Source organism: Geodermatophilus sp. SYSU D00965 (assembly GCF_054050075.1).
In genome coordinates this window covers 83,200-96,891 of the sequence record NZ_JBJGYQ010000015.1, presented here as the reverse complement: position 1 = coordinate 96,891, position 13,692 = coordinate 83,200, and the positions used below count along the sequence as shown (strand labels likewise).

The window sequence follows — 13,692 nt, the reverse complement described above, 5'->3', positions numbered from 1 at the left end:
TCAGCGCTCCCGGTCCCGGGCGAGGGCCTCGCGGGCGGCGTCCCGCTCGGTCCTGCTCCGCCGGGTCGCCCGGTAGACGGCGACGGTGGTCAGGACGCCCACGGCGACGAACGCCAGCTGGGCCCAGTAGAAGAAGGGCCAGCCGAAGAGGGTCGGATCGACGCGGTTGTAGAGCGGCACGATCAGCGGCAGCACGATCGGGACGAGCAGCAACCAGTTCCACGGGCTGCGGTCGCTGCGACGCGGGATGCCTCCCGGTCCCCCGGCGTCCGGGGGCGGTGTGGGTGTGCTGGTCATCGCGACCCCCTCCCCCGAGGGCTCGCAGCGCCCCTCGGGCCTCAGCCGGCCGCGGCCGCGGCCGCGGCCGGGTCCCCGTCGCCCGCGGCGTGCCACGTCCAGGGGTCGGTGCGGCGCCGGGAGACGGCCACCTCCACCCGCCCGGACAGGTCGCGGTTCAGCACGTCCGCCGCGACCGGCAGCCAGGGCCACTCGGAGGCGAAGTGTGCCACGTCACACAGGGCCGGGCCGCTGTTCTCGAGCGCCTCGGAGACCGGGTGGTGCCGCAGGTCGCTGGTCAGGAGGACGTCGGCGCCGGCGGCCGCCGCGGCGGGGAGCAGCGAGCCCCCGCTGCCGCCGCAGACCGCGACGGTCTCGATGCGCCGGTCGGGGTCGCCGGCGGCGCGGACACCCCCCGCGGTGCCCGGCAGGACGGCGGCGACGCGGGCGGCGAACGCGCGCAGGGTCGTCGGCTCGCGGAGCCGCCCGACGCGGCCGAGGCCGGCGCGCGGGTCGGCCGCCGTCGGCTCCAGCGGGACGGCGCCGGTGAGCCCGACGACGTCGGCCAGCGCGTCGTTGACGCCGTGGTCGGGTGCCCGGTCGGCGTTGGTGTGGGCCGCGAAGAGGCCGGCGCCGGCCCGGATCAGCCGGTGCACGAGCCGGCCCTTGGGGTCGCTCGCCGGCACCCCGTGGACGGCGCCCAGGAACAGCGGGTGGTGGGTGACCAGCAGCTGGGCGCCGGTCTGCACCACCTCGTCGACGACGGCCGCCACCGGGTCGACGGCGAACAGGACTCGTTCCACGGGCTCGTCCGGATCACCGCAGACCAGCCCGACGGCGTCCCAGTCCTCGGCCAGCGCGGGGTCGTACCGCGCCTCGAGCGCGGCGACGACCTCCCCCAGGGTCACGGTCACCCGCCGCAGCCTAGGTCGGCGCGGTCGGGGCCCGCGGTGGGGCGACGACGTGGGGCGACGGCGTGGGGCGACGGCGTGGGGCGACGGCCCTGCCGGTCATTGGCACGGGCGTAGGGGGAACGGCGCCGTCCCGGCCATCCTGTGCGGGCCGTGCCCACGCCCCCACGCCGCAGGAGGACGCCGATGGCCCACGGAGGACAGCTGCGGCTGGCCGAGCAGTGCAGGGTCGTCGTCGACAACGACTGGGCCGGCGATCCCGACGGGCTCGTGGCGCTGGCCCACCACCTGCTGTCGCCGACCAACCGGGTCGTCGCGATCACCAGTTCCTTCCTCAACCCCGTGTTCGGTGAGCTGGAGGCGACCGCACGGCGCGGTGCAGGACTGGCGCAGGAGCTGATCGACCTCATCGACGGTCGGGCGAGGCCGCCGGTGCACGTCGGTGCGGAAGCGGCGTTCGAGGTCGGTGGCTCGGCCTCGGCTGCGTCTGCGGCAATCATCGCCGAGGCGCGGCGCGACCACGACCTGCCCCTCTTCCTGGTCTGCGCCGGCCCGTTGACCAACGTCGCCGCGGCGCTGGAGCAGGCGCCCGACATCGCCTCACGGCTGACCCTGGTGTGGGTCGGCGGTGCGCTGGCGCCCGAGGCGTTCGAGTACAACCGGGACACCGACCCGAAGGCCGCCGACCTGGTGTTCGGCCGGCCGGAGCTGCCCATCTGGCAGTTCCCGCTGGAGACCTACCGCCGGTGCGCCTACTCGGTCGCCGAGCTGGAACACGACCTCGCCGGTAGCGGCCGGGTCGGCCGGTGGCTGTGGGATCGGTTCGTCCAGCTGCCGCTGCCGGAGTGGGTGCAGCTCGGCGGCGTCTGGCCTCTCGGGGACAGCCCGCCGGTGCTCGTCACGGCCTTGAGCGACGAGTCCAGCACCCACACGGACACCTCGGCCGGACAGGGCGGAGCCGAGCGCCGCGTCTACACCGACGTCGACGTCCGGCTGCTCTTCGGCGACATGCTCGCCAAGCTGCGCCGGCACGAGGCCCAGCAGGTACGTACCGCGGGGCCGACCGCGTGAAGCGGTCAGCCGACCCGCGGCTTCCCACGGTGAGCAGTCAGGGCACGCGGGGGCCGGAGGGCAGGCCCTAGAAGGGTGGTGGGTCCTCGGCGGGGTCGGACGCCGGTGGCTGGGGTGGGGGTTGGGCGAGGACGCGGGGTCCGGTGAGGGGTAGTGCTGGCCGGTCGGTGCCCGGTGGCCGGCTGGTGCGGGTGACGGCGCTGGGGGTGGTGACGGTGAGGGCGCCGTCGGGGGTCAGGGCGTAGGTCCAGCCGCAGGCGAAGGTCTTGAGCCGGTGGTGGCGCCGGCACAGGCAGCACAGGTTCTCGCAGGCGGTGCGTCCGCCGCAGCCGTACGGGGTGACGTGGTCCAGATCCGCCCAGCCGGCCTTGTTGGCACAACCGGGGTGGCGGCAGGTGCGGTCGCGGGCCTGCAGCCAGCGGCGCTGGGCGGCGGTGGGCGCGTAGCCGTCGGTCGCCGGGGGCCGGCCCAGCAGCGGGCACGCGCAGTCGCCGGTGGGGTGGGTGGGGCAGCCGCGGCGGGCCAACCGTTCGATCTCGGCGCGGGTGGTGGTGGCCAGCAGCCCGCCGGCGGCGTCGGTGAGCGCCACGGTCAGCGTGCCGCCGGCCGGCGCCTGCAGCCCGCCGGGGCAGACCGCGTCCAACTGGGCGAGCAGTGCGCGCAGGTGAGCGGCGGTGATCGGCTGCCCGTCGACCTCACCGGTCGGCGCCGCCACCGCGCCCGGCCGCGCCCACGCCGCCGGCACCGGGCCGCCGTCGGCGAGGAAGCGGGCGGGGGTGAGGGCGTCGAGGGGGGCGGTGACGGTCAGCTGCGCGGTCACCGGCTCCCGCCCGGCCTCCCACGGGCGCAGCACCAGATCGGCCAGCGCACCCACCCGCAGCATCCCGAGTGGCCGCTCCTCGCCGGCGGTCTTGGCCGCCCGCGCCAGGCCGTCGACGGCGGCGCGGCAGGCGGTGGCCAGCTCGTGCGGCATCTTGGCCACCAGCTCCGACATGCCATCCCCGACCGGGCGCACCACCACGTTCGCCCCCCGCTGCGCGTCCGTGCGGCGCCGGTCGGCGGCCGCGGCGTCGCGGGCGGTCAGCTCGGCGGCCACCAGCGCCTTGAGCCGGCGGATCGACAGCTCCCCGGCCCGGGGCAGCACCGCGGCCTCCACCTCTTCGAGGATGCGCGGATCGGTGGCCCGCGCCTTCCACCCCAGCTCGGCGGCGATCGCCCGGGCCCGCGGCCAGTCCAGCCGCCCCTCCGCCAGCGCCGCCCGCGTCCCCGGCAACGTTCCGCTCAACGCCGCCGCCTGGTCGATCAGGCCGGTGGCCGCCGCGCGGGAGGTGTTGAGCACCAACGCCAACTCGTCGGCGAAGAACTCCGACACACCCGCCGGCTGCCCCGGCCCCCGCTGCGCGTCCGCGGCAGCACCGGGCCGGCCGGGCCGCCGGTCGTGCGTGTCGGGCCGGTCGGCGGCCAATCCGGCGATCAGGTCCAGCTCGTAGGCGGCCAGCATCGCCTTGAGCTGCTGGAGGCGCTGCAGCTCGGCGGCCTTCTCCTCCGGGCTGCGGGCGTGCACCGGCAACGCGTCGGACAACTGCACCGGCACCGGGTCCACCGGCACGCCGGCCGGCAGCTCCAGCGGGGCCACCGTCAGCCCCACCCCGAACCCGCTGCCACCGAACACGCCCTCAACCTAGGCCGGGGGTACGACAGTTTCGGGCCCCTGAGCAGGGAAAACGGGGAAGAACTCGGAACCGCGAGCCAGCGGACCCGAGCTCGACCGATCTCCAGGATGCCGCCGGCGCACCCGCCCCTGCTGCGCTCGCCCGTGGAGACAACGCGCGTCGCCGGCTCGGGAGCCGGCGGACGCGGAGCTCGACCAGTCTCCAGAGCGCGGGCGGAGAACCGATCACCCAGCCCGGCCAACGGTGGAGGGACCGCAGCGCGAGGAGTCGCCGAGGCGACACGTCGACCTGCCGACGTGTCGCCTCGGCGGCACCGCCCTCACGCGGGGAGCTCGAGCTCCTCCCTCACGCGGGGAGCCCGAGCTCCTCTAAGCCCGACACGGCGCGCCGCGACCCGCGCAGCACGTGCGCCATCACCCCCGGTGTCATCAGGCTCGACGGCGGCGCCTCCATCTGGGCCACCCGCATGAACGCCGTCCCCACCACGGGGTCGGACGAGGCCGCACGGTGCACCTTCGCCAGGTAGGCGTTGACCACCCGGGTCCGCCGGTCGACCGGGCCGCGGTAACCGGGCAGCCGCATGTCCCCGCCGACGGCGATGTGCCACGGGTTGTCGATCGTCGTGGCCGCCACCTGCCAGAACTGCGCCGCGAGGCCGGGCCGGTCCAGGCCTCCGGCGAGCAGCTCCCGGAGCGCGAGCGCCTCCACGGCGGCCACGGTCATCCCCTGGCCGTACACGGGGTCGAAGCTGCAGATCGCGTCCCCGACGACCAGCAGGCCCAGCGGCACGCGCGTCAGCCGCTCGTACCGCCGCCGCACCGAGGCGGGGAACCGGAAGCGCCGAGGGTCGTCCAGCGGCACCGCGGACCTGACGACCTCGTGCAGCAGCGGTGAGAGCAGCGTCCCGGCGTAGGCCTCGAAGCCCTCGGGGTCGACCGGCGGCCGGTCCCCGAAGAAGCCGGCGACGGTGCAGATCCACCGGTCGCCCTCCTGCGCGAGCAGCCCGCCGCCCCGCGGGCAGTCCGGCGAGGCGGACACGAGCGCCCCGACGGCGCCGTCCAGGTGCCCGGGCTCGCGCCGGTAGTGCCGGGTCGAGTACGCGAGGTCGACCTCCACCCGCTCCTCCGCGGGGGGCTCGAAGCCGAGCGCGGCCAGCCACTCCGGCGTCCGCGACGTGCGTCCGCTGGCGTCGACGACGAGGTCGGCCTCCCAGTGCCGGATCCGCTGCCCGGCGCCGTCCCAGTCGACCGCCGCGACCCCGAGCACCCGGCCGTCGGCGTCGTGGAGCAGCGTCCGGACGTCGACCCGCTGGTACAGCTGGATGCGGGGGTCGGCGAGGGTCCGGCGGCGCACCTCCCGCTCCAGGAGCGGCCGGCTGAGCAGGATCCCGATCAGCCCGGAGGGGCCGGACGCCATCGTGTAGCCGTCGTTGACCCACCGGGAGTCCGCCTGCGGGTCCCCGACGACGGCTCCCCGCGCCACCAGGTCGGCGGTCAGCCCGGGGTACAGGTCCTCCAGGGCCGCCCGGCCACGGGACAGCAGTGCGTGCGCGTGCGCCGACTGCGGCGCCCCACCCCGCGGGACGGCCTCCTCGGGCAGCGTGTCGTGGTCGAGGACCACCACCCGGTCGACGTGCTCGGACAGGACCCGGGCCGTCAGCAGTCCCGCCAGCCCGGCCCCGATGACGACGGCGGTGTCCAGCCGGCCCGGGTGAGGAAGGGACATGACCACCTCCGGTCGGGCCGCCTCCCCTCGGGCGGCCGCTCGCGCACCAGCGTCGTGACGGGAGCGGCCGGGCAGATGCGTAGGACTACCCGACCGACTACCCGTCCGCCGCCAGCCCGAGCTCGGCGAGCCGCCGGACGGCCGCCGTCCGCGACCGGACACCGAGCTTGCGGTAGGCCGAGCCGAGGTGGCCGCCCACGGTGCGCACGCTGAGGAACAGCGCCCGGGCCACCTCCGCGTCGGTGCGGCCCTGCGCGACCAGCCGGAGCACCTCCAGCTCGCGGGCGGACAGCGGCTCGGTCAGGACCTCCGGTGGCGCGCGCGTCGCGGCCAGCTCGGCGACCTGGTCGGCCAGCCGGGCACCGCCCGAGCCGGGGCGCGCCGCGGCGGCGTCAGCGGTCGCCCGCAGCTGGAGGGCCTCGGCGGCGCGGCCCTGCGCGGTGAGCGCGTCGGCGCAGACCCGGGCGACCTCGACGACGCGCAGCCCGTCGCCGAGCTCGGCGAAGCCGGCCGCCGACCGCGCGCACGCGCGGGCCGCCTCCCGCGGGTCGCCGTCCCGCAGGTGCCACTCGGCGTCGTGCAGCGCCCAGCGCGCCAGCCCCCAGCGATCGCGCACCTCGGCGCCGGTCCGCTCGGCCTCGCGCAGCACCGTGGCGGCGTCCCGGAGGCGTCCGGCCCGGATCAGGGCCAGCGCCGACATCCCCGTCGTCCGCCCGACGGCCCACTGGTCGCCGCCGACCACGAACGCCCCGCGCGCCTCCACGAGCAGCCGGGTGGCGGTGTCGACGTCCCCCTCGGTCAGCGCGAACAACCCGTGCCAGTACCTCGCCGCGCCCAGCGCCCAGACGTCACCGGCGGCCCGGGCCCGCGCCTCGCTGGCCTCGACCAGCGCCCGGCCGTCCGCCAGCGCCTGCGGCCCGGCGAGCACGGCGGCGTCGAGCCGCAGCGCGGCCAGCCGGTGCAGCACGAAGGAGGCGCCGGTGTCGTTGCCGAGCTTGTCGTAGAGCCGCAGCGCCTCGGTGAGCGCGGCCCGGGCCTCCTCCGGCGCGTCCTGGTGGCGGGCCAGCCACCCCAGGCCGTGCAGCAGCTCGGCGCGCTCGACCGGCCGGCCGGCGCCGGTGTCGAGCGCCGCCCGGAGCCAGGTGAGCCCCTCGGCGAAACGGCCCAGGCGCCACCAGACCCACCACTGCGGCACCACCAGGTCCACCAGCAGCTCGGCCTGACCGGGGGTGTGCCGCGCCCAGGTCAGGGCGGCGCGCAGGTCGGGGCTGCGCGAGTCGAAGTGGTCGAGGGTCCGCTGCTGCACCCCGGCGCCGTTGGGCCCGGGCAGCGCCGCGGCCACCCGCCGGACGAGGGTCAGGTGGTGCCGGGCGTGCCGCCAGGCCACCTCCTCGGCCTCGCCGGACTCGGCCAGCCGCGCGGCGGCGAACTGGCGCACCGGCTCGAGCAGCCGGTGGCTGCGCCGTCCCGCGTCGGGCTGCACCCGGACCAGGTGCCGGCGCACCAGCCGCTCCAGCACGGCGGGGACGCCGTCGTCCGGACCGGCCCCCAGGTCGCCGGCGACGGCGGTGGCGGCCTCCCGGTCGAACGGGCCGGCGAAGACCGCCAGCCGCCGGAACAGCGTGCGCTCGGCCGGCCCCAGCAGGTCGTGGCTCCAGGCCAGGGTCGCGTGCAGGGTCCGCTGCCGCGGCGGGACGCCGAGCCGGACGTCGACGAGCAGGCGGAACGCGTCGTCGAGCTGCTCGTCGAGCTCGGCCGGCGCCATGACCGCGGTGCGGGCCGCGGCCAGCTCCACGGCCAGCGGCATCCCGTCGAGGCGGCGGACCAGCCGCCCGACGACCGGGAGGTCCTCGGCGGACAGCGCCGCGCCGGACGCGGCCGCCCGCTCCTGGAACAGCTGCACCGCCGGGGCGGCACGGACCGCGTCGCTGTCCGTGGAGGCCGGCAGGCCCAGCGGCGGGACCTCCCACACGTGCTCCCCCGCGACCTCCAGGGCCTGGCGGCTGGTCGCCAGCACCCGCACACCCGGGCAGGCCGGCAGCAGGGCCAGCACCAGGTCGGCGACCGCAGCGGCCAGGTGCTCGCAGTTGTCGGCCACCACCAGGACCTCCCGGTCGCCGAGCGCACCGGCCAGCGCGGCGGTGTCGGCCCGGCTGTGCGCCAGGCCCAGGGCCGTGGCCAGGGACGGCGCGACCAGGGCCGGTTCCCGCAGCGGGTCCAGCGGCCACCAGGCCACCGCCGTCCCCCGCTGCCGCTCCCGCTGCGCGGCGGCGATCGCCAGGCGGGTCTTGCCGCACCCGCCGGCCCCGACGAGGGTGACCAGCCGGGCGCGGCGCAGCAGCCCGGCCACGGTCTCCAGGTCGGCGGCGCGACCGACCAGGGAGGCCAGGGGAACGGGCAGCGCGGTGGTGCCGCCGTGCTCCGCGGCCCTCCCCCGCGCCGCCGCGACCAGCGGCGCCTCCCCAGGCACACCACCAGCCTGCCCCTGTCGGCGGGCGCGGCCAAGCCGTAACGGAACGGCGGAGTCGAGCGCACCGTGGCGGAGCGGGGCCGAGTGCCGGCGGGCGCGGGTGAACTGGCGGGATGGAAAGCTCGGGAGCCGTGGCGGAGAGGGGGCTGCGGGCGCCGGCCTGGCTCGAGGAGCTGGTGCGGACCACGCCTCCCCCGGTCCCCTGGCGCGACGTCGTCCGCTTCGCCGTCACCATCCCCGCTCCGCTGGCGGTGGCCGTCGCCGTCGAGGGCGGGATCGAGCCGGGACCGGTCCTCGGCGCCGGCGTCTTCGCGACCACCGGCGCGCTGGCGGGCAGCCTCGCCCCGCAGGCGGGGCCGCTGCGCGACCGGCTCCGCCGCACCGCCGCGGCCACCGTCTTCGGCGGCGTCGGGCTGGTCGTCGGGCAGTACGCCTCCGGCGGCGGCTGGCTGCCGGTCCTGGTCATCGCCGTCATGTCCGCACTGGCCGCGCTGATCAGCGCGGTCAACGCGGCGCTCTCCCTCGGCGCACTCCAGCTGCTGGTCTACACGGCCCTGGGCTCGGGCCTGACCACGCCGCTGCCGGCGGCCGCGGAGGTCGGCTTCTTCGTCGCCGGCGCGGCCTGGGCGACGCTGACCACGCTGGTGCAGTACGCCACCGAGACCGCCGACCCCGACCGGACGGCGGTCGCCACCGTCTTCACCCGCATCGGCGAGCTGCTCTCCGCCGTCGGGACGCCGGGCACCGAGGAGGCCCGCCGCGACCTCACCACCGCGCTCAACGCCGCCTACGACCGGGTGATCCGCAGCCGCAGCCACACCGCCGGGCGGAGCAAGGAGCTCTCCGAGCTGGCGGGGGTGCTCAACGCGGCGGCACCGCTGGTGGAGGGCACGGTCGCCGCCGTCCGCGCCGGGGTGCCGGCGGACCCGCACGACATCACCGCGGTCCACGCCCTCGCCGCCGCCGTCGACCCCGGACGCGAGCTCCCCGAGCAGCGCCCGGAGCCCCTCGAGTCCGGCGAGCCCACCCGGCGCGCGGTGCGCCACGGGATCCGGCTGGCGTGGAACGTCGTCGGCGACCCCGAGGAGCGGGCCGGTGCCGCGGTGCCCCCGCTCCGTCCGGACCTGCGGACGCGGCTGCGCGACCTCGTCGACCGCACCGTGGGCAGCCCCGACAGCCGGGCGTTCGCCGTCCGCCTGGCGCTGTGCATGACGATCGCCGAGGTCGCCCGCCAGTACCTGCCCATCCAGCGCCCCTACTGGGTGCTGCTGACCGTCGCGATCGTGCTCAAGCCCGACTTCGGCTCGGTCTTCACCCGGGCCGTGCAGCGCGGCGCGGGCACGCTGCTCGGCGTCCTCATCGGCTCGCTGCTGCTGGCGGTGCTGCCCCGCAACGCCTGGGTGCTGGTCGCCATGGCCGCCGCGGCGGCGCTGCTGCCGTGGGCGCGCAACGCCAACTTCGGCCTGTTCTCCGTCTTCCAGACGCCGGTGATCATCCTGCTGCTCGACCTCGCCCTGCCCGGCGGGCCGGGCCTGGTCGGCGCGCGCCTGCTCGACACCCTGATCGGCTGCGCCATCGTGCTGGTCTTCGGCTACCTGCTGTGGCCGCAGACCTGGCGGGCGCCGCTCGACGAGGCGCTGCGCGCCGCCGCCCTCGCCCTCGACGCCTTCGTGGAGGCGGCCTTCACCGGCAGCCCCGCCGAGCGCCGCCGGGCCCGGCGGCGGAGCTACCGCGCGCTCACCGAGCTGCACACCCAGCTGCAGCGCCGGCTGGCCGAGCCGCCGCCGGTCAGCACCCGCGCGGCGGCGTTCTGGCCGGTCATCGTGCAGCTGGAGCGGACGTCGGACGCGGTCACCGAGGCCGTCATCGCCACCCGGCACGGCGAGCCCGCGCCCGACCTCGCGCAGGTCGCCGTCCTGCGCCGGGCGATCCGCGAGCTGGAGGCCGACATCCGCGCGCACCGGCCCCCGGACGACGCCGAGATCCACGCCGACGGGGTGCTCGCCCCGGTCGCCCGCGAGGTGGACGCCGCCCGCCGGCTGGTCCGCGACGCCGCCCCCGGCCGCCCGCGGGCCGACGAGGACTGACCAGCGGACGATGACCCGGTGACCGCCACCCCTCAGCCACCCGGCCCGCCTCCGCCCGGGTCGCGCACCGTCCGCACCGACGACGGCGTCGACCTGCACGTCGAGGTGGACGGGGAGGCGGCGAGCCCGCTGACCGTCGTCCTCAGCCACGGGTTCACCGCCCGGCTGGCCGAGTGGGCCCTGCAGCGGGCGACCCTGCGCTCCCGGGCCCGCCTGGTGCTGTGGGACCAGCGCGGCCACGGCCGGTCCGGGTGGACGCCGCTGACCCGGGCGACGATCGACCGCACCGGCCGCGACCTCGGCCAGGTGCTCGACGCCGTCGTCCCCGCCGGTCCGGTGGTGCTGGCCGGGCACTCGATGGGCGGGATGAGCATCCTGGCCCTGGCACGGCAGCGCCCGGAGCTGTTCGGCGACCGGGTGGTGGGCGTCTTCCTGCTCGCCACCTCCGCCGGCGGGCTGGTGCGCACCGGCCTGGTGGGCCTCGGCGTCCGCCTCCTGCGCCGGCTCGGCCTGCTGCCCGCCTACCTGCGCCTGCTGCAGGCGCTCGCGCCGCTGCTGGAGCGGTTCCGCCGGCGCGGGACGGCGATCGGCCGCTGGTACACCCGCCGCTACCTGTTCGGCCGGGACGACGCCGACCCGACGCAGGTGCGGATGGTCCAGGAGCTGCTGGAGGAGACGCCGCTGCCGGTCACGATGGCCTTCTACGCGACCTTCCTCGAGCACGACGAGTCCGCGGCGCTGCCCGTGCTGGGCCGGGTCCCGGTCACCGTCGTCGCGGCGACCCACGACCGGCTCACCCCCGTCGACCACGGGCACCGGCTGGCCGCCGGCATCGGCGCCTCGGCCGAGCTGGTCGTCGTCCCCGGCGCGGGCCACAGCGTGAACCTCACCCGCCGAGAGGTCGTCGACGCGGCGTTCCTGCAGCTGCTCGAGCGGGTGGAGTCCGGCCTGGAGCACCGCCGGGCAGGGTGAGGTCCGGTGGACGCGCTCGCGACCGCGTGGTCGGCTGTCGCCGTCCGTCTCGCACCGAGGAGCTGACCGTGGACCGCTTGAGCCCGACCGACGCCGGTTTCTACTTCGCGGAGAGCGAGAACACCCCGCTGCACGTGGGGGCGGTCGCGGTGTTCGAGGGGCCGGCGCCGTCCTACGGGGACGTCGTCCGGCTGCTGCTGGCCAAGCTGCCGCTGGTGCCGCGCTACCGGCAGCGGGTCCGCCGGGTGCCGATGGACCTGGGTCGCCCGCTGTGGGTCGACGACCCGCACTTCCAGATCCTCTACCACGTGCGGCACACCGCCGTGCCGCAGCCGGGCGGCGACGAGCAGCTGCGCAACCTGGCCGGCCGGGTCCTCGGCCAGCGGCTCGACCTGGCCAAGCCGCTGTGGGAGCTCTACCTCGTCGAGGGGCTGGCCGAGGGCCGCTGGGCCCTGATCTCCAAGGTGCACCACTGCATGGTCGACGGCATCGCCGGCACCGACCTGATGCAGCTGGTCTTCGACCTGTCCCCGGACGCCGCCCACCCGGAGCCGGCGGACTGGACGCCGCAGCGCTCCCCGTCGACCGTCGAGGTGGTGGCCGGCGCCGTCCAGGACGCCGTCACCCACCCGCTGCGCGAGCTCTCCCGGCTGCCCCGGCTCGGCGGGGTCCGCACGGCGACCAAGGGGGCGCTGAGGTCCGGCCGCTCGCTGGCCGCCAACGTGCCGACCGTCGCCCGGCAGGTCACCACCCGCACCGCGCGCTCGCTCAACGGCCCCATCGGCCCGCACCGCCGCTGGGCCTGGACCCAGGCGCAGCTCGAGGAGCTCAAGGGCGCGCGCCGGGCGCTGGGCGGCACGGTCAACGACCTCGTCCTGACCGCGATCACCCGCGGCTTCCGCGACCTGCTGGAGCGGCGCGGGGCCCTCGCCGAGGGGCTGGTCGTCCGCTCGATGGTGCCGGTGTCGGTCCGCCAGGCCGGTGAGCGGGGCACGCTGGGCAACCGGGTGGCCCCGGTGTTCGTCGACCTGCCCGTGGCCGAGCCCGACCCGATGGCGCGGCTGGCGTCGGTCCGGCGGCAGATGGACGAGCACAAGCGGCTCATGTCGGCCGTCGACGCCCGCTCGATCATCGCGATGGGCGACTTCGTGGCCCCCACGCTCCTGGCCCTGGGCGTGCGCGCCGGCGTGGCGGCGTCCTCGACGTGGTACCAGGCGGTGACCACCAACGTGCCCGGGCCGCGGATCCCGCTCTACGTGCTCGGCCGGCGGATGTGCTCCGCGCACGCTTACGTGCCGATCGCCGGCGGCACCCGCGTCTCGATCGGCATCTTCAGCTACCTGGACACGATGACCTTCGGCATCAACGCCGACTTCGACGCCTTCCCCGACGTCGACGTCCTGGCCGGGGGCATCCGGCGCGGCGTGGACGAGCTCGTCGCCGCCGGGAGGAGCGCCGCCGCGGGCTGAGCGGGTTGGCGCGTCGGCGGGTCGGGTAGCCGGTCGGCGTGGCCGCCCGCGAGACAGACCTGACCGTCGCCGTCACCGGTCCCACCGGCACCTTCGGCGCGGGTCTGGTGCCGCTGCTGGAGGCCGACGACCGGATCGGCCGGGTGGTCGGCATCGCGCGCCGTCCGTTCGACCCGGCCGAGCGCGGCTGGACGAAGCTGACCTACCGGCGCGGCGACGTCCGGGACCTCGGCGCGCTGCGCGAGGCCCTCGACGGCGCCGACGTCGTCGTCCACCTGGCCTTCCTCGTCACGGGCAACGCCTCCCGGCGGACCACCCGGGCGATCAACGTCGACGGCACCCTCAACGCCTTCCGCGCCGCGGCGGCCGTTGGCGCGCGCCGGTTCGTGTACGCCTCGTCGGTCGCCGCCTACGGGTGGCACCGGGACAACCCCGAGCGGATCCCCGAGGACTGGCCGGTGCGCCCAGCGGCCCGGCTGTTCTACGCCCAGGAGAAGGCCGAGCTCGAGCACCTGCTCACCGCCGAGGCCGCCGCCACGCCGGACCTCGGGCTGTACCTGCTGCGCCCGTCGGTGGTGCTGGGGCCCAACGCCGTGGGCGCCAAGGACGTGCTCCCCGGCCCGCTCGCGCCGCTGGGCCGCCGACTGTTCGCCCGGCCGCGGCGGCTGCCGGTCCCGGTGCCGGTGCTCGCGCCCGAGTTCCCCCTGCAGGTCGTCCACGAGGACGACGTCGGCAGCGCCCTGCTGCAGTGCGTCGTCGCGGCCGGCCCGCCCGGGGCCTACAACGTCGCCGGGGACGGCGTCCTGACCACCGTCGACGTCGTCCGGGAGTTCGGCGGGCTGCCCATCCCGGTGCCGGCCGGTCCCGCCGAGCTGGCCGCCCGGGCGGTGACCCGGCTGCCGTTCCTGCCGCCGGCCGCCGAGTGGGTGGAGGCGGCCAGCCGCCCGGCGATCATGGACACCTCCCGCGCCAAGGAGCTGCTGGACTGGCGGCCCCGCTACACCGGGCTGGAGGCGCTGCGGGCCACGCTGGCCTGAG

At 77.1% G+C, this 13,692-nt stretch carries 10 protein-coding genes; 5 read left to right on the top strand and 5 right to left on the bottom strand.

The features are described 5' to 3' along the window. Entirely contained in the window at positions 1-297 is a 297-nt protein-coding gene (locus ACI789_RS15540; RefSeq protein WP_456920178.1) for a DUF3311 domain-containing protein, read from the bottom strand. Between the two features lie 41 nt (positions 298-338). Continuing rightward, entirely contained in the window at positions 339-1,190 is an 852-nt protein-coding gene (locus ACI789_RS15535) for a Nif3-like dinuclear metal center hexameric protein (protein WP_457010276.1), read from the bottom strand. A 183-nt stretch (positions 1,191-1,373) separates the two neighbouring features. On the opposite strand from ACI789_RS15535, the gene ACI789_RS15530 reads away from it, so the two are divergent. Then, a complete protein-coding gene (locus ACI789_RS15530) occupies positions 1,374-2,258 on the top strand; it encodes a nucleoside hydrolase (protein WP_457010275.1) in 885 nt (294 codons plus the stop codon). A 67-nt stretch (positions 2,259-2,325) separates the two neighbouring features. Here ACI789_RS15530 and ACI789_RS15525 read toward each other — a convergent pair whose 3' ends face one another. From ACI789_RS15525 to ACI789_RS15515, 3 genes are all read right to left on the bottom strand, one after another. Continuing rightward, complete coding sequence (locus tag ACI789_RS15525) at positions 2,326-3,930, bottom strand: DUF222 domain-containing protein (protein ID WP_457010274.1); 1,605 nt, start codon at positions 3,928-3,930, stop codon at positions 2,326-2,328. A 346-nt stretch (positions 3,931-4,276) separates the two neighbouring features. Continuing rightward, on the bottom strand, positions 4,277-5,656 hold the full coding sequence (locus ACI789_RS15520) for an NAD(P)/FAD-dependent oxidoreductase (protein ID WP_457010273.1): 1,380 nt from the start codon (positions 5,654-5,656) through the stop codon (positions 4,277-4,279). Positions 5,657-5,753: 97 nt separating this feature from the next. Beyond that, positions 5,754-8,126: an ATP-binding protein gene (locus ACI789_RS15515; protein ID WP_457010272.1), complete on the bottom strand. Its 2,373-nt coding sequence runs from the start codon at positions 8,124-8,126 to the stop codon at positions 5,754-5,756. Positions 8,127-8,239: 113 nt separating this feature from the next. Here ACI789_RS15515 and ACI789_RS15510 point away from each other — a divergent pair, with 113 nt between their 5' ends. The 4 genes from ACI789_RS15510 to ACI789_RS15495 all read left to right on the top strand — a co-directional run bounded on the left by ACI789_RS15510 (position 8,240) and on the right by ACI789_RS15495 (position 13,691). After that, the gene (locus ACI789_RS15510; RefSeq protein WP_457010271.1) at positions 8,240-10,213 is read left to right on the top strand and encodes an FUSC family protein; all 1,974 of its coding nucleotides are present in this window, start codon (positions 8,240-8,242) and stop codon (positions 10,211-10,213) included. An 18-nt stretch (positions 10,214-10,231) separates the two neighbouring features. Then, positions 10,232-11,185 (top strand): alpha/beta fold hydrolase, encoded by a 954-nt coding sequence (locus ACI789_RS15505; protein ID WP_457010270.1) that lies wholly within the window; start codon positions 10,232-10,234, stop codon positions 11,183-11,185. A gap of 68 nt (positions 11,186-11,253) precedes the next feature. Further along, positions 11,254-12,654, top strand: coding sequence for a WS/DGAT/MGAT family O-acyltransferase (locus ACI789_RS15500; protein ID WP_457010269.1), 1,401 nt, complete (start codon positions 11,254-11,256; stop codon positions 12,652-12,654). A gap of 38 nt (positions 12,655-12,692) precedes the next feature. Beyond that, positions 12,693-13,691 carry an NAD-dependent epimerase/dehydratase family protein gene (locus ACI789_RS15495; protein WP_457010268.1) on the top strand — a complete coding sequence of 333 codons (999 nt, stop codon included), beginning with the start codon at positions 12,693-12,695 and terminating at the stop codon, positions 13,689-13,691. The last annotated feature ends 1 nt before the right edge of the window (position 13,692 follow it).